At 42.1% G+C, this 25,222-nt stretch carries 25 protein-coding genes; 15 read left to right on the top strand and 10 right to left on the bottom strand.

Annotated elements, in window-relative coordinates:
- The coding region (locus tag EWV68_RS01305) for a potassium channel family protein (RefSeq protein WP_287168555.1) at positions 1–680 on the bottom strand (680 nt) is incomplete at its 3' end.
- A gap of 758 nt (positions 681–1,438) precedes the next feature.
- On the opposite strand from EWV68_RS01305, the gene EWV68_RS01300 reads away from it, so the two are divergent.
- Positions 1,439–3,646: a PhoX family protein gene (locus EWV68_RS01300; RefSeq protein WP_287168553.1), complete on the top strand. Its 2,208-nt coding sequence runs from the start codon at positions 1,439–1,441 to the stop codon at positions 3,644–3,646.
- Positions 3,647–3,732: 86 nt separating this feature from the next.
- On the opposite strand, the gene infC is transcribed toward EWV68_RS01300, so the two are convergent.
- Positions 3,733–4,263, bottom strand: a complete 531-nt coding sequence (infC, locus tag EWV68_RS01295) for a translation initiation factor IF-3 (RefSeq protein ID WP_002797889.1) — start codon at positions 4,261–4,263, stop codon at positions 3,733–3,735.
- A gap of 399 nt (positions 4,264–4,662) precedes the next feature.
- Here infC and EWV68_RS01290 point away from each other — a divergent pair, with 399 nt between their 5' ends.
- Together EWV68_RS01290 and EWV68_RS01285 are read left to right on the top strand one after the other, a co-directional pair.
- On the top strand, positions 4,663–6,087 hold the full coding sequence (locus EWV68_RS01290) for an AAA family ATPase (protein WP_287168552.1): 1,425 nt from the start codon (positions 4,663–4,665) through the stop codon (positions 6,085–6,087).
- A gap of 10 nt (positions 6,088–6,097) precedes the next feature.
- Positions 6,098–6,799: a DUF4276 family protein gene (locus tag EWV68_RS01285; protein WP_287168551.1), complete on the top strand. Its 702-nt coding sequence runs from the start codon at positions 6,098–6,100 to the stop codon at positions 6,797–6,799.
- Between the two features lie 191 nt (positions 6,800–6,990).
- On the opposite strand, the gene EWV68_RS01280 is transcribed toward EWV68_RS01285, so the two are convergent.
- The 6 genes from EWV68_RS01280 to EWV68_RS01255 all read right to left on the bottom strand — a co-directional run bounded on the left by EWV68_RS01280 (position 6,991) and on the right by EWV68_RS01255 (position 11,608).
- Positions 6,991–7,329: a HepT-like ribonuclease domain-containing protein gene (locus EWV68_RS01280; RefSeq protein WP_002781636.1), complete on the bottom strand. Its 339-nt coding sequence runs from the start codon at positions 7,327–7,329 to the stop codon at positions 6,991–6,993.
- On the bottom strand, positions 7,301–7,633 hold the full coding sequence (locus EWV68_RS01275) for a nucleotidyltransferase family protein (protein WP_061433258.1): 333 nt from the start codon (positions 7,631–7,633) through the stop codon (positions 7,301–7,303). The genes EWV68_RS01280 and EWV68_RS01275 overlap by 29 nt, the downstream gene beginning before the upstream one ends.
- A gap of 72 nt (positions 7,634–7,705) precedes the next feature.
- A complete protein-coding gene (gene purB / locus EWV68_RS01270) occupies positions 7,706–9,001 on the bottom strand; it encodes an adenylosuccinate lyase (protein WP_159251422.1) in 1,296 nt (431 codons plus the stop codon).
- 163 nt (positions 9,002–9,164) lie between these two features.
- Positions 9,165–10,499 (bottom strand): FAD-binding oxidoreductase, encoded by a 1,335-nt coding sequence (locus EWV68_RS01265; protein WP_287168549.1) that lies wholly within the window; start codon positions 10,497–10,499, stop codon positions 9,165–9,167.
- Between the two features lie 372 nt (positions 10,500–10,871).
- Positions 10,872–10,991 (bottom strand): photosystem II protein Y, encoded by a 120-nt coding sequence (locus EWV68_RS01260; RefSeq protein ID WP_061433255.1) that lies wholly within the window; start codon positions 10,989–10,991, stop codon positions 10,872–10,874.
- Between the two features lie 65 nt (positions 10,992–11,056).
- Positions 11,057–11,608, bottom strand: a complete 552-nt coding sequence (locus EWV68_RS01255) for a gamma carbonic anhydrase family protein (RefSeq protein ID WP_287168548.1) — start codon at positions 11,606–11,608, stop codon at positions 11,057–11,059.
- 108 nt (positions 11,609–11,716) lie between these two features.
- Between EWV68_RS01255 and EWV68_RS01250 the strand changes: the two genes are divergently transcribed.
- The 7 genes from EWV68_RS01250 (at position 11,717) to EWV68_RS01220 (ending at position 19,018) form a co-directional block, all read left to right on the top strand.
- A complete protein-coding gene (locus EWV68_RS01250; RefSeq protein WP_012265996.1) occupies positions 11,717–12,232 on the top strand; it encodes a TIGR02652 family protein in 516 nt (171 codons plus the stop codon).
- 177 nt (positions 12,233–12,409) lie between these two features.
- Complete coding sequence (locus tag EWV68_RS01245; protein ID WP_287168556.1) at positions 12,410–12,907, top strand: VOC family protein; 498 nt, start codon at positions 12,410–12,412, stop codon at positions 12,905–12,907.
- Positions 12,908–13,037: 130 nt separating this feature from the next.
- Positions 13,038–14,075: a class II fructose-bisphosphatase gene (glpX, locus tag EWV68_RS01240; protein WP_061433252.1), complete on the top strand. Its 1,038-nt coding sequence runs from the start codon at positions 13,038–13,040 to the stop codon at positions 14,073–14,075.
- 184 nt (positions 14,076–14,259) lie between these two features.
- Positions 14,260–15,546: a glutamyl-tRNA reductase gene (locus EWV68_RS01235; protein WP_002757965.1), complete on the top strand. Its 1,287-nt coding sequence runs from the start codon at positions 14,260–14,262 to the stop codon at positions 15,544–15,546.
- 481 nt (positions 15,547–16,027) lie between these two features.
- Entirely contained in the window at positions 16,028–17,209 is a 1,182-nt protein-coding gene (locus EWV68_RS01230; protein ID WP_287168547.1) for a DUF262 domain-containing protein, read from the top strand.
- Between the two features lie 18 nt (positions 17,210–17,227).
- Positions 17,228–17,905, top strand: coding sequence for an MAE_28990/MAE_18760 family HEPN-like nuclease (locus EWV68_RS01225; protein ID WP_287168545.1), 678 nt, complete (start codon positions 17,228–17,230; stop codon positions 17,903–17,905).
- Positions 17,906–18,520: 615 nt separating this feature from the next.
- Positions 18,521–19,018: a hypothetical protein gene (locus EWV68_RS01220; RefSeq protein ID WP_287168544.1), complete on the top strand. Its 498-nt coding sequence runs from the start codon at positions 18,521–18,523 to the stop codon at positions 19,016–19,018.
- 82 nt (positions 19,019–19,100) lie between these two features.
- Here EWV68_RS01220 and EWV68_RS01215 read toward each other — a convergent pair whose 3' ends face one another.
- A complete protein-coding gene (locus EWV68_RS01215; RefSeq protein ID WP_061433249.1) occupies positions 19,101–19,577 on the bottom strand; it encodes a pyroglutamyl-peptidase I family protein in 477 nt (158 codons plus the stop codon).
- Positions 19,578–19,684: 107 nt separating this feature from the next.
- Between EWV68_RS01215 and EWV68_RS01210 the strand changes: the two genes are divergently transcribed.
- From EWV68_RS01210 to EWV68_RS01190, 5 genes are all read left to right on the top strand, one after another.
- On the top strand, positions 19,685–20,740 hold the full coding sequence (locus EWV68_RS01210) for a metallophosphoesterase family protein (protein WP_287168542.1): 1,056 nt from the start codon (positions 19,685–19,687) through the stop codon (positions 20,738–20,740).
- A 15-nt stretch (positions 20,741–20,755) separates the two neighbouring features.
- Positions 20,756–21,643, top strand: a complete 888-nt coding sequence (locus EWV68_RS01205; RefSeq protein WP_079208659.1) for a ParA family protein — start codon at positions 20,756–20,758, stop codon at positions 21,641–21,643.
- Positions 21,644–21,655: 12 nt separating this feature from the next.
- Positions 21,656–21,997 carry a TIGR03792 family protein gene (locus tag EWV68_RS01200; RefSeq protein WP_002757976.1) on the top strand — a complete coding sequence of 114 codons (342 nt, stop codon included), beginning with the start codon at positions 21,656–21,658 and terminating at the stop codon, positions 21,995–21,997.
- A gap of 115 nt (positions 21,998–22,112) precedes the next feature.
- Positions 22,113–23,195 (top strand): GDP-mannose 4,6-dehydratase, encoded by a 1,083-nt coding sequence (gmd, locus tag EWV68_RS01195; RefSeq protein WP_061433247.1) that lies wholly within the window; start codon positions 22,113–22,115, stop codon positions 23,193–23,195.
- A gap of 12 nt (positions 23,196–23,207) precedes the next feature.
- Complete coding sequence (locus EWV68_RS01190; RefSeq protein ID WP_061433246.1) at positions 23,208–24,146, top strand: GDP-L-fucose synthase family protein; 939 nt, start codon at positions 23,208–23,210, stop codon at positions 24,144–24,146.
- A gap of 53 nt (positions 24,147–24,199) precedes the next feature.
- Here EWV68_RS01190 and EWV68_RS01185 read toward each other — a convergent pair whose 3' ends face one another.
- Complete coding sequence (locus EWV68_RS01185; RefSeq protein WP_061433245.1) at positions 24,200–24,877, bottom strand: hypothetical protein; 678 nt, start codon at positions 24,875–24,877, stop codon at positions 24,200–24,202.
- Positions 24,878–25,222 lie beyond the last annotated feature (345 nt).

Genomic DNA, 25,222 nt, shown 5'->3' with positions numbered 1-25,222 from the left:
TCGGTAAGAATAGGCTTTTTCCATATCTCGCATTCTAGCATATATCGTGTAAATGCGCTAATATTTAACGGTAAAGCCGTCGTAGAACGACGGGGTTTCAGACCCAAATTTTCGATGAAGACATTTAAGGCATCATCGGGTAACACCGTCGCTAAAACTCGCGCTTTGTCGATGCCGGCTTTTTGGAGAATACTTTCATCGGTGGCGTTACCATTAAGAGTTAAGTAGCCTTTTTCCTTAGCTAATCCAATGCGATCGGGGTTATTATCGACGATAATAAAGGATTGGGCTGTTTTTGCCAATTTAGTCGTTAGAATGCGTCCTATACGCCCAAAACCGCAGATTATGACGTGATTTTCTAAGCATTCCATCTCTTTATTCATCCGGCGATCGCTAAAAGCTTTGTTAATTTCTCCCTCGGTGAGCATCTGAAAAAAACCTCCCACCACATAAACGGCCGAGGTAGTCCCACAGACGATAACTAACATGGTAAAAGCTCTCAGACTGGGAGTGTTAATCGGTTTAACTTCCCCGAAACCTACTCCAAATATGGTGATTATCACCATATAAACGGCATCGAGAAAACTCCAACCGTAGGCCATATAACCGATAGTTGCTCCGACTACCGTAGCGAGAAAAAAACTCGCACCGATGATGATCCTTTTCAGTGAACTTTGCATCGATTTCTGTTAACTGACAATCTAGCTATCAGCTTACAACTGTTTACTGTTTACTGATCACTGTTTACTGATCACTGTTTACTGTTTCACCGCGTTTTAATAAAGCTTGTCTTGCTTGTTTTTCATCTAACCAGTATTTCGGTAAAGCATACCGATGGGTGAAATGTAATATATAGCAATTCCCATAGTTGTGAGGTACAGAGTCTTAGGTTTTGAGGAGTCAGGAGTTAAGATTTTGGTGTACCTCATGAGATTGGGAAACGCTATAGATATTTCTACATAATCCTCTCAGATTTGCCTGAGAAAATAACATTTCTCCCAGTTGCTTGGTTCCGATGAGGGAATTTACCGAGATGATCTTAAAATCAATGTTCGGCAGCAACTAAAGCAAGAAATAAACTTTGATCTAATGTCCGAGGGAGGGATGGGATTTTCTTACCTCTTTTGGTTCTTCGTTACTTGGTATGGTTCGATAGGGGGTCATAAATCGACTAAATCCTTATCTGGTAAGAGACTTAATTGATTAGTTCGCTCTAGATCAAAAACAATTGGCAAAAATCGAAGCAATGTCTTTCTATATAAGGGTTTCACCCCTTATAACTCCCGTCCATTGCATAACACAAACCGAAGAACCGCTTTTTAACTGGCTGTTAACTTAGTCATAACTTGGATACTGTATAATCCCTATGTCAAGTATCCGTAATAAAATTTAACCTAATCAAGGTCTGAACATCAGTTTTGACTTTATTAATGAAAATATGAGTATTTCTCGCCGTAATTTCCTCACCTTTTTAACTGCCACTGCTGGTGTCTCTTTTTTCAGTCTGCAAGAGAAAAAATATTCCTCTCTGATTAGCAGTCCTGCGATCGCTGCCAATAGTTTCGGGTTAAACTTTGCTGCAGTCAAACTGCCGATTCCCTTAAAAATTGACGGCATGAGCGATGAAAGCCAAAAAAGTGCCTATCAAACCTATAAAGTCCTAGATGATCTCGTTCTTCCGCAAGGATTCACCTATGATGTGCTGGCCCAGTGGGGGGATGCAGTGGGTGATTCCCGTTTCGGTTATAACAATGATTATCTATCTTTTATCGAAACCAGTGCGGGTCAAGGTTATCTAACCGTTAATTTTGAATATATCAGTGGTCGTACTTGGCTACAAACCTTTGAACAAGTGATTGGTAAAACCCTACCCGTCAAGGAAGTACGGGAAAAAACCAACGAAAAGGGTGAAATTGCCGCCTATCACCTGCAAGATGCCAGCTTAAAGGCAAAAATCGAGGAAATATCCCTAGAAGGCTTAATTGATCAGGGAATTGGCGTAATTTCCCTGGCTAAAGATCAAACGGGAAAATGGCAACGTACCTATAGTAAAGCCGATCGCCGCATTACCGGTATTTCTGGACTAAAGGACGGTCACTACCTGAAAGCGACCGGTCCTGCTGTAGCAATTTTTACCAAAATCGATAAACTTGGCTACGATGACGGATTAGGGGCAAAAATTATCGGAACGTTGCAAAATTGCGCCGGGGGAACAACGCCTTGGGGGACTGTATTTAGTGCCGAGGAGAACTTTCAAGACCAAGTGACGGAGGTAGTGTTAAAAGATGGTTCCCCTTTGCATCCCGATACTACTCCCTTTATTCTCAATAGTTCAGAAGTGGATGGCCGGGGTAACGTCTTCGGGTTAGCGGGAAATAAATACGGTTGGATGGTGGAGGTGGATCCGGCCAATCCCGATGATTATGGCACAAAACACACTTGGTTAGGGCGTTTTCGCCATGAAGCGGTCGCTTTTCTCGCTCAAACGGGGCAACCCTTGGCGGTTTATTCAGGTTGCGATCGCAGAGGCGGTCATGTCTATAAATTCGTTTCCGAGGGCAAAATTAGCGATATTAAGCAGAAAAATAACTCAAAACTCCTAGAAAAAGGAATGCTCTACGGGGCGAAATTCAACCCCGATAAAACCGGTTATTGGATACCCTTAAATCCCGACACGGAGATAAATCCCGTCCTACCGAGTCAAATTGCCGCTAGTCGCGGGGATGGGGTGGTAGCCTTGCCGAATCCCGAAAGAACGGTCAATGATACTAAATTACTGCTATTTAAGGACGATGAGGAGATTCTGGCCTACAAAGCTAAATATAAGACCCTCGCAGACCTGTATGAAGGTAATAGGACGGAAAAACAGGGGGCAATTCTCATCGATGCTCATTTTGCCGCTAACGCCGTTGGGGTCACTTGTACTGGTCGCCCGGAAGATACGGAAGTGGACGAGAATGGCACTTTATATATGACCTTTACCTCTGGTAGTCCCAGTGAAGCGGAGGGAGGAGCCGATAAGGAAATATTTAAGGGGCCAAATGGCGAAATACCCTACGAATTTGGTTGGATTATCAGCTTAAGGGAAGATAATAACGATGCTGCTTCCTTAAGTTTTCGTTGGGATGTGGTCGCTTATGGAGGGGAACCGACAGAGAAAGGTGAGGGTTTTTCTAATCCCGATAACCTCGCTTTCGATAAACAGGGAAATCTCTGGATGGTTAGCGATATTTCCACGGGTGGGTTAAATCGAGAGATGAAAACTCGTTATCCCCAAGGGGTCCCGGTTAGTCAACGGGATTTATTGGGGATTTTTGGCAATAATAGCGCTTGGGTGTTTGCCAAGGGTCAAGAGCATCCCTATCCTTTTGCTATCGCTCCCATGGATGCGGAATTAACGGGATTGTACTTTACTCCCGACCAAGAGACGTTATTTTTGGCAGTACAACATCCGGGGGAAGCGGGGGGAATTCGTCGGGATTTGGCCTTTGAAAACCGTAAATTTGCCCTTAAAACCACTAATGGGCAGGAATTTGAACAAATACGACAAGTACCCCTAGGGTCGAATTGGCCCAGTGGTCAAGTTAATCAACCTCCCCGGCCGGCAGTGGTGGCGATTCGGCGAACCGAGTCAAAATCTGGTTAATACATTTGTTTCAAATGATTGGGTTCCTTTGGGGATTTCCGAAGAACAAAAAAGGGGTCTTAGCCCCTTTTTTCCGGATTAGTTAGTTATTTTTTCGGCGATAACATCATCATCATGTTACGACCTTCTTTTTTTGGCGCTTGCTGTACCTCAGCCACATCCTGTAAATCTTTGGCCATGCGCGCCAGTAATTCTTCCGCTAGGTTAGAGTGTTGAATTTCCCGACCTCGGAAGGTAATCGTCGCTTTTACCTTATCTCCCGCTTTTAAAAAACGTTGCGCTTGGTTGACTCGCACGTTGTAGTCATGCTCATCGATTTTATAGCGCATTTTAACTTCTTTTATATCGGCTGTATGCTGTTTTTTCTTGGCTTCGCGGGCTTTTTTCTCCTGTTCAAACTTGTATTTGCCATAGTCCATAATCCGGCAAACGGGAGGACTTGCCGTTTCACTGACAAGGACGAGATCAAGTTCCTTTTCTTCGGCCACGCGTAAAGCTTCGGCAGGAGTAATAATTCCTAGTTGAGAGCCGTCGCTATCGATAACGCGGATTTCGGGAAAGCGGATTCTTTCGTTAATTTGGGGGAGATCGCGAGTAGTGCGTCTTTTATCTATCACAGGCGTTCTGGGTTATCTCTATTCTGGTTAGTTAATCGGTTGGAGTTTACAAAATGATTTACTTGCTATTCTACCTACTCGATCGAGTTTCTTGGCCAATTGTTAAGTTTTCTTGCAATGTTAATTTTTAGCCGCCAGTCCTCAGCCGTCGGCCGTCAGCCAGATAAGCTTGTTGTCTATGGGTTTTGTTAGACTAAGACGCTATACTCTCAGGAATCGATCGGTAAGGTGCGTTCCCTTTGCGGCAGGTAACGCACCCGACAAAATCGGCGTAACCGCCCTACCTCTGTAAACCAATGTCTAGATTATAGTAGGACAGTATCAGGCGAAAGTTGATAAGATTTTCCAGTATGGTTAAATATTGCGCTGATGTTTTAATATTACCTATCGCCTAAAACTATGATTACTTATATTAAAATTCATGGCTTTAAATCCTTTCATAATTTTGAAATGGAATTTACGCCGCTTACTGTAGTTGCTGGGGTTAATGCTTCTGGTAAGAGTAATTTATTTGATGCTTTGCAATTGTTGGCGCGGCTGGCAGAAGTGGATCTGAAGACGGCTTTTAGCGAGCAAAGAGGACATCCTAGCGAACTTTTTACCCAGTATGATGAGGACGACTACGCCACGGAAATGGAATTTATAGTTGAAATGTTAGTCAATCGCAAGGTAAAAGATAATTGGGGTGGGGAAGTCGATCTTAAATATACAAGGTTGCGCTATCAATTAAAAATTAAACGAGAGTCTAATATAAGTGGATTTGAAAACTTGTATATTGTTGATGAACGTTTAGAAAATTTAAAGCACAATGAAGATAATTGGGTAAAAAATTATATTCCTAAGACAGTATTGGAAACTTGGCGACCAAAAGTAACGGGTAGGAGAGCGATTCCTTATATTAAGACTGAAGATATTAGTGGTATTGCTACCATTGTTGTACCTCAAGACGGTCAACAAGGGAATAAAAAAGTATTTCCCGCAAAAAACGCATCACAAACTGTTTTAAGCAGCATTAATACTATAGATTTTAAACATATATTAGCCGCCAAACAAGAAATGCTGAGTTGGAAGTTTATGCAGCTTAATCCCGAAGATCTGCGAGAACCTACTCGTCAAGATATGGGCATCAGAGATACAATAACAGCAACCGGAAAGAATTTAGCCGCTGCTTTATTTCGCATTAAACAAGATGATGAATATACCCTCACAGCAATTTCCCGTGATCTCAATAATCTGCTACCGAATCTTACAGAAGTTAATGTTTATGATGACAAAGCAAATCGACAATTTATTATCAAGGTAAAAGGTGATGATGGTCGGGAGTTTTCTTCGAGAGTGCTTTCCGAAGGAACCCTACGTTTATTAACATTATGTGTCCTGCAATACGACCGACAACACACAGGATTACTGTGTTTTGAAGAGCCAGAAAATGGCATTCATCCTTTTCGTATTGAAGCAATGGCAAGATTATTAAAAGAGCTAACTGTCGATTTTAAAGATACTGAAATGCCTTTACGCCAAGTAATAGTGAACACTCATTCTCCAGTTCTGGTGAGTCAATTAATTAATTGGCAAGATGATGAAAATGTCAGCATTTGGCTTTCTCAACTTACCACGATAATATCCACTATTGAAGGGAAGCGAATTAAGATGAAAAGCAGTAATTTTCACCCTGTTATCAAAGAGAATAAAAAGCAATTAACCTTATTTTACTCCGAAAATGAGGCCAAGCTAACTCTCTCGGAAGTTGTCGAATATCTAAAAACTGCTGATGCTGAAAGTGCGATTAAAAATATTAAAAATCAACAAAACCAATTAATTTAAATCAATTAAGATGGCAAAAAAAATCAAACAAATAATTATTGCCTTAGCTACAGAAGGCAGTTCCGATCATAGATTTTTACCGAATATTATTAAGCGCACTTTCGAGAGAGTTGCTCTTGACGGTCAACAAGAAATAGAAATTTTTGACCCAATTTGTCTTCCACAAATCTCTCGCAAAAATATCCGAGAAAAAGCTAAAAAATATGCAATTCAAGCGGTGGAGAAGGGAGCAATGGTTTTGTGCTTCCATGCAGACGCAGATGATAAAACAGATGAAAACGCATTTAAGGAAAGAATTGATCCGGCTTTTAATGCTATTAAATCAGACGAGCGAGACTTATGTAAAAATTTAGTTGCTATCGTTCCAATACAAATGACTGAAGCCTGGATATTAGCAGACAAAGAATTACTAAAAAAAGAATTGTGTACAAATAAAAGTGATAGTGAGTTAGCAATCGATAAAGAACCCGAATCTTTTAGCAATCCGAAAGAAACGATTAAAAATGCCATCAATAAAGCCAGAGAAGGTATGACTAAACGGTATCGAAATAAACTAAAAATTGACGATTTATATTCACCGCTTGGTACAAAAATCGAATTGTCGAAATTAGAATCCTTGTCTTCCTACAAAAAATTTGAAAAGGCAGTACGAGATATTTTTCCACAATTAACGAAAGTCAACAATATAGAAGATAATCCTGATGAAACGTGAATGGGACCTTGCTAATACCATTTTTCTAAAGTAATGGCAGAGATGGTTAATTTTCCTCACCCTCAAACCCTCTCCTAGAAAGGTAGAGGGGAGTAAGATGTCTGCCACGAATAAAGAAAAATGGCATAAGGTGCGTTCCCCCTCGTCGATTTAGTTCTCCCTATGCGATCGCTACTTCCGCCTAACAACCCTCAACGTTCAGGAGGAATTTGCCCCTTTAACTCCTCAATTAGTAATGGGAGCTGCGATTGAACCACATCCCAAACGATGTTGAGGTTGACATCATCATACTCATGTACCAACCGATTTCGCATTCCCTTGATTTCTTGCCAAGCAATGTTGGGCAAGTTTTGTCGGGTTGTTTGGGAAACTCGTCCGGCGGCTTCGGCAATCACCAAGAGCCGTCGAATTACTGAATCTTGAAGCTGTACATTGGCGACGAACTCAGCTTTCGAGCATTGAGCCGTGTAGATCATGACCAGTTCTGCGGATTGCAGCATATCAAGCAGGAATTGGGGATCCCGTTGCATAAATCACTTGAGCCGAAGAAAGGATTTGATTACGGCGTAGGTAGTTGCGACTGGTGGCAATGCCTTGGCGGGTAATCAGGTCAACATCTCGATCGAAAATGCTTTTTAGCTCTGCTTCCATTTGGTCTAGGGTGCTGAATGTGGGATGAGCTTCTGGATGAAATTCCACCATAACATCAATGTCGCTGTCGGGGCGGAAGTCTTCGCGCAGGACGGAGCCGAATAGAGCGAATTCGGTCACTTGCCAGCGATCGCAAAACTGGGCAATTTTTTCCATCGGTAGGTCGCTCGCAGTAATGGTCATGGCATTGTTACTCCCAAGGTTTCAAGTTGCCGATCTCAAAAACGTGGCCGATAGCTGATCACTGAAAGCTCCCTAAATATCTAACCTTTGGTAGATGCTATTAAGATGATTTAGGTGCTGCTGGGGATCAAAGCAACTTTCGATCTCGTCGGGGGATAAAATGCCAGTAACTCGCTCATCTTGACCGATAAAAGCTTTAAAATTGCCGTTATCGGTGTTCCAAGCGCGATGGGCGTTTTCTTGGACGATTTTATAGGCAGATTCCCGGCTAATTCCCTTACTCACTAAAGTTAAAAGAACTCTTTGACTGAAAATCACGCCACCGTAAACATTCATATTTCGCTTCATGTTTTCGGGATACACCAGCAGATTTTTGACTAAATCGGTGATTTCCTTGAGCATAAAGTGGGTCAAAATGCAAACATCCGGCAGCATCACCCGTTCTACGGAACTATGGGAAATATCTCTTTCGTGCCAGAGGGCGATATTTTCTAAGGCGGAAACGCTATGACTACGGATAATTCTCGCCATTCCCGTTAAGCGTTCTGAACGGATGGGATTACGTTTATGGGGCATAGCGGAGGAGCCTTTTTGTCCTTTGGAAAAGTATTCTTCCACTTCTAGGACATCGGTTCTTTGCAGGTTGCGAATCTCCACGGCAAAACGTTCGATCGAAGCCGCTAATAAGGCTAATTGTTGCACATAATCGGCGTGTCGATCGCGGGAGATCACTTGAGTGGAAGCGGTATCCGGTTCTAATCCTAACTTCTGACAGGTTAACGCCTCAATTTTCGGGTCAATATTGGCATAGGTTCCCACTGCACCGGATATCTTACCGATGGCGATGTCTTGGCGCAAGCGAATTAAACGATCGCGTCCCCGCAGCACTTCCGCTAACCATCCCGCTAGTTTAAAGCCAAAGGTGATCGGTTCGGCGTGAATGCCGTGGGAACGTCCCACCATGACTGTATAACGGTGTTCTTGGGCGCGATAGCGCAGGGCTTGAATAAAATCTTCTAATTGTTCTAGAATCAGGTTTAAACTGGCGACTAATTGTAAGGATAGGGCGGTATCTAATACATCAGAACTGGTTAAACCCAAATGAATATAACGCCCCGGCTCGCCCACATATTCGTTAACATTTGTTAAAAAGGCGATGACATCGTGGCGCACTTCTGCTTCTATTTCTAAAATGCGATCAGGATCAAAATTAGCTTTTGCCTTAATTTCTTCTACTGCATCCCCGGGAATATAGCCTAATTCTGCCTGCGCTTCACAGACGGCTATCTCTACCTCTAGCCATGTTTGATATTTATATCTATCCGTCCACAAATTCCCCATCGCAGGGAGAGTATAACGCTCGATCACTATTAATTCTTCCAAGACAACCGTTTAATTGTATCGGATCGGGGTAAGTCTGGGAATAGGCAAGGGGCAGCGGAGAGTTTTGTTTTCCCCACTCCCTTTTTAGCGGTTAGTAATTCGATAGTAGCGGTGAACTATCTTGTTTAATTTAGCTTGAATCGAATCCCTACCCCCTTGCTTCAACCCATGCTCGCATTTTACCCGGATTGTTCAATCCGTAGGGATCGACGAGTTTTTTAAATTCTAGTTGTAGCGGATTAATCTGTCTGCTGCCGCCATCTTCCATGATATAAGTGTGAGGATTGGCAATGGCTGCCCCCTGTTGTTCATAGATAGCAATAATCTCATTTAATCGAGTTTCTGTGGTAAATTCTAGCAAGGGAAGACCGGCGGGAATAACTTTACCTTGAAATTTCAAAAATTCTAGGTGCATCATTATTTCCTCACCAAAATAATTATGGAGTTTCTCTACCGTGGCTAGATTAAAATAAAAAGCTTGTAGATAAGTTATCTTGGGGTTAAAACTACGCGCGTGGAGAGTGGTATGATTCCAAGTAAATTCTAAGATACTGTTGCCTTTTTGGGTTTCTTCTGGCGTTTTATAGTAAGTAAGTTCACCATTATATTCTTTAATTAAAGACTCTAATGCGACTCGATCGCTGTTCGATACTATTAACAAAACTGCCGCTTTTCCTGTGGGTAAATAATCCTTAAGAGCGATAAAATAAGCGGGAATTGGCCAGGAGTGAACGCTAACCATTTTCTTAACAATGCCATCACTATCACTAAGAGCTTGACCGAATTTAGCGGCGGTGAGAAAATCGGCAAAAGTAACGATAAATTCTGCCCAAGGATAACAGGGAGCGAGGGCTATTTCTAACTCGGTAATAATGCCATTGGTTCCGTAGGCATGATTGACTTTTTCTACTTCATCCCCCCGTAATTCGATAATTTTGGGTTCTGTTTCTAGGGTGACTAATTGCACTGCTTGCAAATTGCCTCTATCCTTCAATTGTCCATAATTAATTGAACCCATGCCCACACTGCCACCCCCGATAAAACCGCCAATTGTCGCAGTCCGATAGGTAGAGGGAGCCATTCTTAATTCCCAACCGATTGCGCGAGCTTGTTTATCAAAAAATGCCATTTTTACCCCCGCTTCTACCCGGGCTGTACCCGGTTCGATCGAGATAATTTTTGTTAGTTTGGTTGTGTCTAAAATTACTCCGCCCTGCAAGGGAACACATTGACCATAATTACCTGTACCCGCACCTCTAACTGTTAAAGGAATTTGGTATTTAACGCAGGTTTTAGCGATGTCAATAACTTCTTGGCTATTGTGGGGACGAATGACTAAATCAGCCCGTTTATCTTGCAGTTGTGTTTCTAAAATGGGACTAAAATGATAATAATCTAAGGAAAGTTTCGCCACTTGTCCCGGATCGGTGATAATTTCTAGATGGGCAAGTTCTTCAATGAGATTTTGACAATTAGATTTCATGGTTAGGTATTAGTGTAAAATTAGTTTCCTAGTCGAGATGACAATTCAGTTAAGTAGTCGTGCAAAATTAATTTCTTGGTTAGGATAGGCAAAAGGCAAGAGGCAAAAGGCAAAAGCTTGATCGAAATGTGTAATTAATTTTGCTTAGGTACTTATCAGTTATCAGTTATCATTCATAATTCATAATTCATAATTCCCCCATTTCCCCATCATCTTACACCCTACACCCTACACCCTACACCCTACACCCCACACCCTACACCCCACACCCCACACCCTACACCCCACACCCCAATCAGTGATCGCCCGATAAGGAAAAATTAAAAACCGATCGCCTAGGCGGTCGGTTTTACTAAGAACTATAAACTATTATTAACTTTGTTTGCTGAGAAACTGTTGAGCTTGTCTAAGAGCGGCGGCACCGATATTGAAGACAGCCCAGCCAGCAGCAATAAGCAAAGGGGTTAAAACGATTAACACTCTCCAGTCCATAGATTTCCTTCTCCTCGGTCAGTGCTTAAAAGATTGTTACTTGATTCTCATTTTATATTTATACCCTAATCCGCCCGTTTTGGGAATCCAGTATCAGTAGCTTTTCCCGCATGAACGAGGGCAAGTTTAGCATAGCGCTCGGCGTGTTCGATCAACTCTTGAGCCTCCTGTGGCGACACTTCCCGGACGCGTTTAGCGGGAATACCCACCACTAAAGATCTCGGTGGTATATCTTTTGTCACAATACTACCCGCCCCGACAATACTACCCGCCCCGACGCGCACACCATCGAGAATCACTGCCCCAATGCCGATTAAACAACCGCGTTCAATATGGGCTGCGTGAATTACCGCCCGATGCCCGATGGTAACGTAATCTTCAAGGATAGTAATTTTGCCTGGATCTCCGTGTAGGATCGCCCCATCTTGGATATTAGTATAGGACCCAATTTCGATGCGTTCCACGTCGGCACGCAATACCGCCCCATACCAAACACTCACCCCCACAGCTAGGGAAATATCGCCCATTACCGTGGCATTAGGGGCGATAAAAGCCGCTTGACTGACATCGACAATCGGCCAGAAATTAGAAGTTGATCTTAAGTTATCTAAAGACATGGGAGGATCTGCACTAAAGTCGAAAGAGAATACCCGTCCAATTTGGTTGGGTATAATATGGATAGGCTTATTGGTACAAAGATAGCAATTTTTAGTTTAGGTTCTTCCATGATCAATGCAAGTTTACAATACCCTGTTTTTGGCCCCGATATCCATTGTCCTCACTGTCGGCAGCTAATCCCCGCCCTCACTTTGACGGATACCTATTTGTGTCCGCGCCATGGAGCTTTTGAAGCCGATCCCAAAACGGGAGAGTTGGTTCACTTGCAGTCAGGACGGCATTGGCGACTCTGGAATGGTGAGTGGTATCGTCAACACACTCACCCGGATGGTATTCGTTTTGAGATTCACGAAGCACTCGATCGCCTCTATACTCAAGGATTTAAAGCGACTAAAGTAATTATTGCCAACCGTTATCGCGATTTAGTTAGTTCCTACCTAGAACGTAACACCACTTGGCGCGGTAATGGACCGGGTGAAGCCACTATTCCCCGTCTCTACGGTTTACCAGTAGAATTTAGCCCCGATGCCCCCGATGAACCCTGTTGGGATGTAATTAATTTTGATCTGGAAAAAGAACCGGGGGTTCCCAAACGTTACCCCTATTTTCGTCTTTTTGATTAATCAGTTATCAGTTATCAGTTATCAGTTATCAGTGAATAATCTCACTTAATAAACTCATAACCTAAAAACTGAATGGGGAGGCGGAGCAATCAAGGATTGCTTGTCAACCCCGAATTCTCACTCATTACTGATTACTGATTACTGGACGGCTACGCCGTGCCTTTGGCAACACTGAAAATGCACCATGCTTCTATCCGCACCGCTAATATCCATCGAGCGATCGCTTTTTACCAACTTCTCGGTTTTACCCTCGAGGAAAGATTCACCACGGGTTATACTTTAGCCTGTTGGCTAACGGGGTTAAATGGACGCATCGAATTAATCCAAATTCCTCAACCGAAACCCGCCCCCGATGCCTTTAGCGATCAGCATTATGTCGGTTATTATCACTTGTCTTTTGACTTAACAGAAAATGTCAGCAATTTACCAGAATGGTTAGAAAAATTAACAAATAACTTTCAGCAAGCCCATCAAGAGGATGCCGATTTATATCAACCTTTAAACATTCTTTTGCCACCCCAACAACAGATGATCGGCGATCACGTCTATGAAGTCACCTTTATTGCCGATACAGACGGTTTACCCCTAGAATTTATCCGTCGTTTAACGCCGAAATCAGCGATCCAGGTCTCAATAACGGAGATGGAGGCGACAGTGCCAGCAAAAACTCCCTAGCTATACCAGTCTCCTCCAGATGATCTACATAAAAACTTAAGAATGATCCCCGTCTGGTGATAGACTTTTGACTGTTAAGGAAACAAACTCACTAGATAAATCATAGATCAGCTGTAGGGAGGATCATCGAGTGGAAAGTACGCTAGGGTTAGAAATTATCGAAGTGGTCGAACAGGCTGCCATTGCCTCCTCCAAGTGGATGGGTAAAGGCGAAAAAAATATCGCTGATCACGTCGCTGTGGAAGCGATGCGCGAACGGATGAATAAAATCCATATGCGCGGTCGCATCGTTATTGGAGAAGGGGAAAGAGACGAGGCTCCTATGCTTTATATTGGCGAAGAAGTGGGTATCTGTACCCAAGCTGATGCCAAACAATATTGTAATCCCGACGAATTAGTCGAAATCGATATCGCCGTCGATCCCTGCGAAGGCACTAACTTGGTTGCCTACGGTCAAAATGGTTCTATGGCCGTGTTAGCGATCTCCGAAAAAGGTGGGTTATTCGCCGCTCCTGACTTTTATATGAAAAAATTAGCCGCTCCCCCAGCAGCTAAAGGTCATGTGGATATTAATAAATCGGCGACGGAAAACCTGAAAGTCCTTTCCGATTGTCTCAATCGTTCGATCGAAGAACTGGTGGTAGTAGTTATGGATCGTCCCCGTCACAAGGAATTAATCCAAGAAATCCGCAACGCTGGGGCCAGAGTTCGTCTGATCAGCGATGGTGACGTATCGGCCGCTATTTCCTGCGCTTTTTCGGGAACTAATATTCATGCTCTCATGGGTATCGGTGCCGCTCCGGAAGGGGTAATCTCGGCGGCGGCTATGCGTTGTCTAGGCGGTCACTTCCAGGGACAATTAATCTATGATCCCGAAGTGGTCAAAACCGGTTTAATCGGCGAAAGCAGAGAGGGTAATCTCGCTCGTCTGCAAGAAATGGGCATCACCAATCCCGATCGCGTTTACGGTTGCGAAGAATTAGCCAGTGGCGAAACCGTCCTCTTTGCCGCCTGTGGGATCACCCCCGGCACCCTGATGGAAGGGGTACGCTTCTTCCATGGTGGCGCTCGTACCCAAAGCTTGGTTATCTCCACCCAATCGAAAACCGCTCGCTTTGTCGATACCGTTCACCTGTTCGACCAACCCAAATACATTCAACTGAGATAATTCCCTGACCCGGTGGGGTGGGCATGGCTCACCTCGCCCCCATTGGTAAAAATATATAAAGTTTTTTTTCAAACATCTTTTATTTGCATCCCGATTGGGACTAAATTGCAACAATTAGAGACATAACGCACTGATCTTTATCAATAATTTTTGTAGCCTGAGCAACATTTGTAGGAGAACATAAATGAATATTGCTGTAGTGGGCTTGAGTCACAAGACAGCCCCTGTGGAAATTCGCGAAAAATTGAGTATCCCGGAAGCGAAAATCGAGTCCGCCCTTACCCACCTCAAGGGTTATCCCCACATCCAAGAGGTGGCGATTATCAGCACCTGTAACCGTTTGGAGATCTACGCCGTGGTTACGGATACGGAAAAGGGCGTGGTGGAAATTACCCAGTTTCTCGCTGAAATCGGGCATATTCCCCTTAATGTCCTGCGTCGTTATCTGTTTACCCTGCTGCATCAGGATGCTGTCCGCCATCTGCTGCGGGTGTCGGCCGGTTTAGAAAGTCTTGTCCTCGGTGAAGGGCAAATTCTCGCTCAAGTTAAAAATACCCATAAATTAGCCCAGAAGTACAATACTATTAGCCAGTTACTCGATCGCCTGTTTAAACAAGCGATGACTGCCGGTAAACGCGTCCGCACGGAAACCAGCATCGGCACGGGAGCCGTATCGATCAGTTCGGCGGCGGTGGAGTTAGCCCATGCTAAGGTGACAGACCTCAGCAGCAAGAAAATCGCTATTATCGGGGCAGGGAAAATGTCCCGATTATTAGTTACTCACCTTCTGGCTAAGGGTTCTCAGCAAATTGCGATCGTCAATCGCTCCCAAAGACGGGCCCAGGAGTTGGCCCGTGAATTTCCTAACCTACCGCTGCAACTATATGGCTTAGAAGAGATGATGACTACCGTAGCGGCATCGGATATCGTCTTTACCAGTACCGGAGCCACGGAACCAATTTTAACTAAAACTTTATTGACAGAAGTGACGATTTCTGCTAACTCGCTGATGTTAATCGATATTTCTGTTCCCCGCAACGTCCATACCGACGTGAAGGAATTGGCACAAGTGCAAGCTTTTAACGTCGATGATCTCAAAGCGGTGGTTGCCGCCAATCAGGAAAGTCGCCGTCAGATGGCCAGGGAAGCAGAGGCACTCCTAGAGCAGGAAGTGGAAGCTTTCGAGCTTTGGTGGCGTTCTTTGGACACTGTACCGACAATTAGCTGTTTAAGAAGCAAAATTGAAGATATTCGCGAACAGGAATTAGAAAAGGCCCTCTCCCGTTTGGGGACGGAATTCGCCGAAAAACACCAAGAAGTTATCGAAGCAATGACCCGCGGTATCGTCAATAAAATCCTTCACGAACCCATGGTACAACTGCGCGCCCAACAGGATATCGAAGCGCGTAAGCGCTGTTTACAGTCCCTGCAAATGCTCTTTAACCTCAGTGTCGGGGAGGAATATAGTTAGGGACTGGTAATCCACAAAAATTAAGGGCGATTCTATGGGTCTGTTAAGATGATTTTGAGGGATTGGGGGCGAATAATTTGGCAAGATTCCCCTATCCACAATTTCAAGATTGACAGACCACTAAGCGGTTGACTCTCTAAAAGACTGTCCATGAGTGCCGGAGTTGGCAGCAGGGAGCCGTATAATTGATAGTGCGATCGCTGTAGGGTGCGTTCCCTAATGCAAGTCCTACTGCTCCACCAATAGATTTTTGGGAACGCACCATGCTCATTCATTGAAGCTGTGAGTCTAAGAGTGCGGTGTCGAAGCCACGGCCTAACAGTACGTCAATGAGAAGTAGGATAGAGGAGGGTGTGGGACCGCAGGGAGTGATATGATTAATAGTTAGACTGTCAAAAACTGAGTTCTCTCTTTCACAGATTTGTCATCAATTTCATTGTTAGCTCGTTATACTTGGAAAAGCATACTAAGCCTGAGTAATATGGAAAACCTTGCAGAAAAAGTAGCCTTAGCAGAAAAAGTAGCCTTACTCGAAAAAGAAGTCTCAGATGAGAGAAAAAGGCTGTCGTCTGATAGGCTTGACATTTCTTTTGGGGAGTTGATCAACCTATACAAAAATAATGAATTAATAATTAGACCAGAGTATCAGAGATTATTCCGATGGTCAGAAGCACAAAAAACTGCACTTATAGAATCAATTCTACTCTCGATTCCAATTCCTCCAATATTTGTGGCCGAGGATAAAAACGGTGTATGGGAATTAGTCGATGGATTGCAACGTGTTTCTACTTTCATAAGTTTTTTTGGTGAACTAAAAGGTAGTGGATGGACAATTGACTATCAAGAAGATATAGACAGATCAGGAGTCGAAGAAGAAGAAGAAATTGATGAGGAAAGCGGGGAAGAAACTGGAGGGATAAAAACTATAAATAAATGGACTTTGCAAGAAGGAGGATTGGTCAAAAGCTTGCAAGGCTTTAATGTTGATAATCTTCCACCAAATCTAAAAATAAACTTAAAAAGGGCTGTTTGTAGAGTTGAAATTCTGAGAGGAGAAAGTAGTACTTCCATGAAGTATGAGTTGTTCAAAAGACTCAACTCTGGAGGTTCAAAATTAACTCCACAGGAGATAAGAAATGCAATTTATCGAGGGGTTAATCCTAGACTTAACGAGCTTTTACTAAAAGTTAGTCAAAGCACAGTTTTCAAATCTCTTACTCAATTAAGTAGTGGCAAACTTAATGAATTATATGATCAAGAATTAGTTCTTAGGTTTTTTGCTTTCTACAAAAATGCTGAAAATGTTAATGAAAATATGGAGAAGTTTTTAAACGATTTTATGGAGGAAACTGTTCAGGACGCTAGTTTTAAATATGATGTTTATGAATCTCTCATCATGAGAGTTTTAGAGTTAATTTACCAAATAGAAGACAAAAAGATATTTAGAAACGAGAGAAACTTATTTGTTCCAGCTTATTTTGAGGGGATATTAATCGGAGTTGCTCAAAATATCGAGACGTATGCTGAAGACCTTGAACTTTTGAAATCAAAGATAACACAATTAAAAAGTGACAACGACTTCAAAAGGTATTCTGGAACCGCTTCTAATAGTAGAAGTCGGATTAGAAATCGTCTTAAAAGAGTAGATGAAATTTTTAAATAATAAACTTAGCAATAGACTATGGATGATTTTGATAGGGCATTGCAAGAGATTATTGAAGAGAGAATATCTGTTCTTTTCGAAATTGAGAGAGCAATTTTTACGAGAAGGTACTCTCTATCTTCAAAGCATCAAGACATTTTCTCAACTCAATCAATATCGATGATTTATTCTTTATGGGAAAGCTTTATCCAAAAATCTTTCAACCTCTATATTGATGAACTTAATAATGTTGGCAGAGATCTTCATGATTTTTGCGATGAAATAGTTATTCACCACATGGAAAAATCCTTTCAACAATTCAAGGAATATCCTACAAATGACAATAAAAAAGTAAGTTTTTTTGCCTCACTTAAAGCGTTTCACGCTAGGGATAGCTGCACTATTTCAAGAGTTGTTAATACCGAGAGTAATGTTGGTTTCAACGTCTTAAACAAATTACTCAAAAGCTTTGCACTTGAAAAGTTTCCAGAACATTGGAAGGATTATGCACATCCGAATCGTAATTTAAAGGAATCCTTAGAGTTATTTCTGCGGTTACGCAATGCTGTAGCTCATGGAGGTGATTTAGCACCAAAGGAGAGGATTAACCAGAAAGTCTATACCAGATCTAAGAAGTTGGTGACAGATTTGATGTACGAAATCCGATTGAAAATGTTGTATGGTCTTAAACATAAAACATTCTTAAAGTCGCAGTAGCATATTGTAATAAATAGCAGGTAATAGTAATTAGCTGTAGCTGTAGGGTGCGTTCCCTGATGCAAGTCCTACTGCTCCACCAATAGATTTTTGGGAACGCACCATGCTCATTTATTGAAGCTGTGAGTCTAATGGGACTTAAACACAAAACCGAACTTTTTTTAGCTATAATCAAGTCATAGTGGGACTTAGACAAAAAACAAATCGATAAAAGCCTCAACTCCAATCCCCGCTTGGGATTTACTTCGAGAAGCTCACAATCGCTGAAACCCAGACAGATCAAGGAAAATCATAAATCGAGGTTAACCCTTTGTCCCGTAATGGTTTGAGCCTTTTTTGCTGACCGAAAACGCCTAAGTCCCAATAGAAGGTTTTTGCGTCATTTTTAACTAATGTAACAAGCAGATGACGTATCCCTAATTAAGTGCTAGTCTGGCAGAAGATATTAGATTGCTTAGACTTGCAGTAATTTTCTCAAATGTCAATAGCTAATTAATTACAGCCTTTCTTCTCAAGGTAAAGCATAGACTAATCCTTGCCAATTAGGTATTTCAGATGCGAGAAATAACCTCATGTATATGGTAAACGATGTATCCACAAGTGAGGAATAGGAAAATGTCCAGTGATAATAAAAACAATAGTTTAATCGTACAGATTATTAGTTCTGTTATTATAGCCCTTCTTGCTGGAGCGACAGCCCCCTGGTGGTGGCAAGAAATTAAATCTTTTTTTGCTGGTAAATCCCCGGAACCGACACCAATACCAACCGCTACATATACGCCACCACCAACACCGGCACCAATACTAAACCCTACATATACGCCACAGAAAACCTCAATTAATATAGCTTATGCCGGGGATAATTTTGGATGTGTTCTGCCCATAGCTGTCAACATTAGTGGTGAATATTTTTATCCGCAAGGAAATTTTTCTACTATAAATAATATTGACTTAGGACAACAAAGATATCAAATAACTGGACAAATTCGTTGTCAAACTATTGGCAATTGTCAAGTCTATGGGGAAGGGGTAATTAATGTAATACCAAATAATACCTACTATGTGATTTGGCAAAATAAAAGTATAGGTCAATGTACTGCCCGTTTGCAATAACCTTGCTTGTTGCTCGGCAAAATATCAAGATCTCCTTTTTCCTTTTTCTCTTGAAACTGACTCCCGAATTATACTGTATGAGCTAACGACTAAGCGTGATAATTTTTTGAAAATCTCTTTGAATAATGGCAAAATTTTTGTCAGTTAAAAGCGGCACATGAACGAATAAAGCTCTCGGATGATGTTTTAAGACTTGAAAATATAATTCTTCGCAGACAAACTGACCGGCATTATCGCTGATATAGCTATAGGCAAGCTCTTTGACAAAATCCTTAAGAGGAATTGGTGTAAATAACTTTTTTGTGCTACTCCTAGCCTGAGATTCTAAACTTAAACGATAACGATTTTCTGCCATGCCACAACAAATAACGAAATCAGGCTTTTTGTCTTGAATAGCTTTGATAACTCGTTCACTGGCTCGATGGGTATTAACGGGAAGTTGACGCAAAAATAAAAGCTTTTTTGGATAATTATCTTGAATGGATACTAACAAATCATCGGAGGAATTACTCCGGTGATGGCATAACCAAGGCGCAAAAGAAGTTAAGAGAATTGTCAAGTTATCTCCTGATAGTTAATTAGGATGATCAACAAAAAAGCGAGCGAGGGGACAAAAATTGCTACAATAACTGACGTGACCTCAATTAAAGACGAGATTGATATCCTATGCAACGCCGTAAATTTTTGCTGATCAGTGGCAGTTTAGGCGGTTTTAGCTTGGTAGCTTGCGCTCATCAAATTTTACAGCCTGTTACTTCCAAAAATCCCCCTGAGTCGGCTGTTAAACAAGCACAAAAGGCGACAAAAGTCAAGATAATTGTGATTAGTGACCTTAATAGTCAATACGGTTCCACAACTTACGATCCCGAAATCGATCGAGCTATCCCTTTAATTATCAATAATAAACCCGATCTGGTCCTCTGTGGTGGCGACATGGTGGCAGGACAAAAAAGCAGCTTGACAGAGGCAGCAATTAACGCCATGTGGTCAGCCTTTGATCGCCATATCGCCGCGCCCCTGCGAGCTGCTAAAATACCTTTTGGTTTTACCATCGGTAATCATGACGCTTCTGGAGCTTTATCGGCAGGAAAATTTATCTATGCTAAAGAGAGACAATTAGCCCAAGATTATTGGCAAAACCCCCAACATGATACAAGTTTAAATTTTATCGATAAAACCGGCTTTCCTTTTTATTATACTTTCACTCAAAATGGTATATTCTATCTAGTCTGGGATGCCTCCACTCATTTAATCTCTCAGGAACAACTAAATTGGGCAGCAAAAAACTTGAGTAGTAGCGACGCTAAAAATGCTAGAATGCGGCTAGTAATCGGTCATTTACCCCTCTACGGTATTGCCGTCGGCAGAAATCGACCGGGGGATTATTTAGCCGATGCCGAGAAATTAAGAGCGTTTTTAGAGGGCCATCAGGTGCATACTTATATTAGTGGCCACGCTCACGCTTACTATCCGGGTAAACGGGGGCAATTACAATTATTACACGCAGGAGCTTTAGGCAGTGGACCGCGACGGTTATTGAACAGTGAACAAGCGCCCAGAAAAACCCTAACAATTGTCGATATTAATCCCCATCAACAGGAAACAGTTTACACCACCTACGACATGAAAACCCAAGAGGCGATCAATATTACCAGTTTACCTCCTTTGATTATGGCTCCCAACGGGCAGGTTTTACGTCGAGATATTCCATCGGTTAACTAGAAAGGAATTCCCCTAATGGCCACTGTCATCAGCACCGTTAATATGAAAGGAGGAGTAGGAAAAACTACCCTTACCGTCAACCTTGCCACCTGTTTAGCTAAATTTCAGCAAAAACGAGTCCTTGTCCTCGATTTAGACGCTCAAATCAGTGCGACTCTTAGCTTAATGTCTCCCCACGAATTCGCTCAACTGCGTCGCAAAAAACGCACTTTAAGCTATTTATTAGAAGCAATTATCAAACCCAATCCCTACAATAAATTAACTATTGATGATATTATTGTCCCTTCAGTCTGTGAAATACAAGGCTTAGATTTACTACCGGGAGACATCGAACTTTATGATGAATATGTCGTCTCAGAAACCCTGCACCACCAAGCAATTTTACAGGAAGATTTAGGCTTTGATCATGCTTGGAATAACCTGGAAAGAATCTTAATTCAAAAAATCATTGATCCCATTCAAGACCGTTACGATTATATTATCATGGATTGCGCTCCGGGCTATAATCTTTTAACTCGTAGTGGTCTATGTAGCAGTCATTTTTATTTACTACCTGCCCGTCCCGAACCTTTATCAATTGTCGGCATTCAGCTATTAGAAAGAAGAATAGTTAAACTGAAAGCTAGTCATCAAGAAACCGCACCGATTAACCCCGGTTTACTCGGTATAGTTTTTATTCTTTCCGGTGGTGGTTTACTCAGTCGCTACTATAATCAAGTCATGCGCCGGGTACAACAGGATTTTCAAGCCCATCAAATTTTTGCTAATGCGATTCCTATGGATGTTAATGTAGCTAAAGCTGTTGATATGTTCGTGCCTGTGGTGGCAGCTATGCCCTCTTCTAGTGGTTCCAAAGCTTTTATGAAACTCACAGAAGAATTCTTGATGAAAGCCAAAAAATAGGAGATAATTACTATGGTCATTGAGTGGTTAGAATTTCAAGTTAAACCCGAAGCTAGGGAAAAATTTATCCAAAAAGATCAAGAAATTTGGACAAAGTTTTTAGCAAAACAACCTGGTTTTTTAGGTAAGGAGCTTTGGATTAATCCCGCCATCGAGGAAAAATTAATTATCGTTGTCCATTGGCAAACACAAGAACAGTGGAAAGCTATCTCCAAAAATTTACTTGATGACACCGAAGCCAAATTTTCCCTAGCCATGGGAAAAGATAATTATCAACTGCTCAAAGTCAAGGAATTTCAGGTCAGAAAATTTCGAGAAAATTTTCAGAACAATTTAGGCTCTCTGGGGACCTGATAAAAAATCAATTCATCTTTTTGTCCCCTCTCAACCTAGCCAAACTTGTCCTGAGGGGCTAAAGTGTGCTATAAGCAGTCAGAGTCTTTATTCTTTCTGATTAGGTAAATTACTGATGACTGAAGCTAAACGCGCCCTAATTACCGGCATCACCGGCCAAGATGGTTCCTATCTGAGCGAATTATTATTAGAAAAAGGCTATGAAGTCCACGGTATCATCCGTCGTACCTCCACCTTTAACACCGATCGCATCGATCATATCTACACTGACCCCCACCAGCCCGATACTAAATTATTTCTTCATTATGGCGACCTCACCGACGGCACGACCCTGCGGCGTATCCTCGAACAAGTGCAACCAGTAGAAGTGTATAATTTAGGGGCCCAATCCCATGTGCGAGTTAGTTTTGATGCCCCAGAATACACCGTCGATGCTGTGGGGGTGGGGGTCTTAAGATTACTAGAAGCAATTCGGGATTACCAAAAAAGAACCGGCATCGAAGTCCGTTTCTATCAAGCAGGTTCCTCGGAAATGTTCGGGAAAGTCATGGAAGTTCCCCAAAAAGAAACCACGCCATTTTATCCCCGCAGTCCCTACGCTTGTGCGAAAGTTTACGGTCACTGGCAAACGGTCAACTATCGGGAATCCTACGACTTATTTGCCTGTAACGGCATTTTATTTAACCATGAATCCCCCCGTCGTGGAGAAACTTTTGTCACGCGCAAAATTACCCGCGCTTTGGCCCGAATTATTGCCGGACAACAGAAAAAACTTTATTTAGGAAATCTCGATTCTAAACGGGATTGGGGTTATGCTAAGGATTATGTGCGGGCGATGTGGTTAATGTTACAACAGCAAGAACCAGATGATTATGTAGTGGCGACAAATGAAACCTATTCTATCCGGGAGTTTCTCGATATTTCTTTCCAATACGTTAATTTAAATTGGCAGGATTATGTGGAGTTTGATGAACGTTATTTGCGTCCAGCGGAAGTGGATTTATTGATAGGAGATTCCACAAAAGCCAGAGAGAAATTAGGTTGGCAGCCGTCGGTAACGTTCGAGGGACTGGTAAAATTAATGGTAGATGCGGATTTAGCGGCTTTGGGGATTAATCTTAATAACGGTGGTGATAGCGGACAGTTATTAAAAGATTTGGCTTATCTTCGCAATCGTTCAATGACAACTGTGGATTAAAGAGGTAAAAATATGCTGAATTTAAGCGAACAAAGAATCGTTGTCACTGGGGGGGCCGGATTTTTAGGTCGGCAAGTAGTTAATCAATTAATTGCAGCGGGGGCAAATCCCGAAAAAATTACAATTCCTCGGTCTAAAGATTGTGATTTAAGAGTTTGGGAAAACTGTCAACGTTTAGCCGACCAAGAAGATTTAATTATCCATTTGGCAGCCCATGTGGGAGGCATCGGTCTCAATCGGGAAAAACCCGCCGAATTATTCTATGATAATTTGATGATGGGAACCCAATTAATTCACGCTGCCTATCTAGCAGGAGTGCAAAAATTTGTCTGTGTGGGGACAATTTGTGCCTATCCAAAATTTACTCCAGTACCTTTCCGTGAAGACGATTTATGGTCAGGATATCCCGAAGAAACCAATGCGCCCTATGGTATCGCTAAAAAGGCTTTATTGGTACAATTAGAGTCCTATCGTTTGCAGTATGGTTTCAACGGAATTTATCTTTTACCGGTGAATTTATACGGGCCAGAGGATAATTTTGATCCGGGTAGTTCCCATGTAATTCCTGCTTTAATTCGCAAGGTTTATGAGGCACAACAACGGGGGGATAAACAACTTCCTGTCTGGGGAGATGGTAGTCCAACCCGGGAGTTTCTCTACTCCACCGATGCAGCGCAAGGCATTGTCATGGCCAGCCAATTCTATAATGAATCAGACCCGGTTAATCTTGGTACAAATTATGAGATTTCTATCAAAGATTTAGTGGAATTAATCTGTGATTTAATGGGTTTTGATGGCGAAATTGTTTGGGAAATAGATAAACCGAATGGTCAACCGCGACGCTGTTTAGATACAACCCGCGCTCAGGAAAAATTCGGTTTTGTTGCTCAAATGGAATTTAAAGAAGGTTTGCGGAAAACCATTGAATGGTATCGGCAAAACGCCGCTTAGTCCAGATAGCTGGTGTGTTAGATAAATAACTAACACACCAGATTTTTTTAAGGTTACTGACCGGTAAAATCAGAACGAAGGGTTAATTTTAAATCTTCTTTGGGGTTAATTGACAATAATTCCACCGATTCTCCTCGTAATAACCAACCAGCTAATACTTCTAATCCCCCTCCTCGCAATAATCCCTCGCTAACCGGTTGGTCAGAAGTAAAAGAAGCGAGGACAGAAGCGGCGGATTTTCCTAATACTGCACCCTGAATAATTTTGTCGGGGTTAACTCCTTTAATTATCCTTTCTAGACGAGTGAAAACTGCCGAAATAGCATCAATAGATTTTTCTTGGGGTTGACGGGTTTTTAAAAAGATTTTTTGGGATAAAAAACGCGAACCTTGACCATCAGGTTTAATTTCTCCGATAATCTGACTACCATCGGGAATAATTGTCTGTCCTTGGGAATTTTTGATATTATCGGTGACGGTCAGAGATAAAGAAAAAGTTTCTTGTTTGGTTAAAAGAATTTTTTCCCCTTGCTCGTATTTTACAGGGATGTCTGTGCCGGCAGGAATTAATTGATCATTCCCCAAAGGAATCGGTTTAATCGGGTTAATTGGGGCGAATTGACGTGCGATCGCAGGAGTCAAGGAGAGGGAGACCACAACGAAAGAAGCACTTAAAAGCATTGTTAATAGGGTCAGAGGATGATGACGACCCTGCTTTTGAAAATATAGCATCTTACCCTTGAGTTTCCTAGTGGGAGCGAATTAAAAATAGAGACGAAAGCGGAAAAAAGTTTGTTTCCAAGCAAGAAAATGCGGGAAAAAGGAGAATTTTAGCAAAAAATAACTGAGATTTCCTACTAATTGCCAGTTATTAGTTTATTTGGTCTATTGAAACGCCAAAACTCTTGATTTGTCCGCAGTTCTTAGTTTGGCACGGTTAATGGAGAACAATAACTATTTAGGGTTAGCTGAATAAATCTAAAAACCTTGTTGGGTAAGACTTTTAGACTTTTTGTCAATCAAAAAGTACCAGATATGGGAGTGGTCGGGGGGAAAATCCCTGGACTTTTTCCCTGA

The organism is Microcystis sp. M_QC_C_20170808_M9Col (genome assembly GCF_007095495.1).
In the GTDB taxonomy this organism is placed as follows: Bacteria; Cyanobacteriota; Cyanobacteriia; order Cyanobacteriales; family Microcystaceae; genus Microcystis; species Microcystis aeruginosa.
The sequence above is the reverse complement of the archived record's forward strand: the minus strand, read 5'-3'. Positions and strand labels throughout refer to the sequence as shown.

Bases quoted from the DNA above. Each gene is read 5' to 3' on its own strand.
- EWV68_RS01280 (WP_002781636.1), bottom strand. From the start codon at position 7,329: ATGCAACGGGATCCCCAATTCCTGCTTGATATGCTGCAATCCGCAGAA.
- EWV68_RS01285 (WP_287168551.1), top strand. From the start codon at position 6,098: ATGGCAAAAAAAATCAAACAAATAATTATTGCCTTAGCTACAGAAGGC.
- EWV68_RS01275 (WP_061433258.1), bottom strand. From the start codon at position 7,633: ATGACCATTACTGCGAGCGACCTACCGATGGAAAAAATTGCCCAGTTT.
- EWV68_RS01300 (WP_287168553.1), top strand. From the start codon at position 1,439: ATGAGTATTTCTCGCCGTAATTTCCTCACCTTTTTAACTGCCACTGCT.
- EWV68_RS01220 (WP_287168544.1), top strand. From the start codon at position 18,521: ATGTCCAGTGATAATAAAAACAATAGTTTAATCGTACAGATTATTAGT.
- EWV68_RS01225 (WP_287168545.1), top strand. From the start codon at position 17,228: ATGGATGATTTTGATAGGGCATTGCAAGAGATTATTGAAGAGAGAATA.
- EWV68_RS01260 (WP_061433255.1), bottom strand. From the start codon at position 10,991: ATGGACTGGAGAGTGTTAATCGTTTTAACCCCTTTGCTTATTGCTGCT.
- EWV68_RS01205 (WP_079208659.1), top strand. From the start codon at position 20,756: ATGGCCACTGTCATCAGCACCGTTAATATGAAAGGAGGAGTAGGAAAA.
- EWV68_RS01200 (WP_002757976.1), top strand. From the start codon at position 21,656: ATGGTCATTGAGTGGTTAGAATTTCAAGTTAAACCCGAAGCTAGGGAA.
- EWV68_RS01230 (WP_287168547.1), top strand. From the start codon at position 16,028: ATGGAAAACCTTGCAGAAAAAGTAGCCTTAGCAGAAAAAGTAGCCTTA.
- EWV68_RS01250 (WP_012265996.1), top strand. From the start codon at position 11,717: ATGATCAATGCAAGTTTACAATACCCTGTTTTTGGCCCCGATATCCAT.
- EWV68_RS01210 (WP_287168542.1), top strand. From the start codon at position 19,685: ATGCAACGCCGTAAATTTTTGCTGATCAGTGGCAGTTTAGGCGGTTTT.
- EWV68_RS01185 (WP_061433245.1), bottom strand. From the start codon at position 24,877: ATGCTATATTTTCAAAAGCAGGGTCGTCATCATCCTCTGACCCTATTA.
- EWV68_RS01265 (WP_287168549.1), bottom strand. From the start codon at position 10,499: ATGAAATCTAATTGTCAAAATCTCATTGAAGAACTTGCCCATCTAGAA.
- EWV68_RS01245 (WP_287168556.1), top strand. From the start codon at position 12,410: ATGCACCATGCTTCTATCCGCACCGCTAATATCCATCGAGCGATCGCT.
- EWV68_RS01235 (WP_002757965.1), top strand. From the start codon at position 14,260: ATGAATATTGCTGTAGTGGGCTTGAGTCACAAGACAGCCCCTGTGGAA.
- EWV68_RS01255 (WP_287168548.1), bottom strand. From the start codon at position 11,608: ATGTCTTTAGATAACTTAAGATCAACTTCTAATTTCTGGCCGATTGTC.
- EWV68_RS01290 (WP_287168552.1), top strand. From the start codon at position 4,663: ATGATTACTTATATTAAAATTCATGGCTTTAAATCCTTTCATAATTTT.
- EWV68_RS01190 (WP_061433246.1), top strand. From the start codon at position 23,208: ATGCTGAATTTAAGCGAACAAAGAATCGTTGTCACTGGGGGGGCCGGA.
- gmd (WP_061433247.1), top strand. From the start codon at position 22,113: ATGACTGAAGCTAAACGCGCCCTAATTACCGGCATCACCGGCCAAGAT.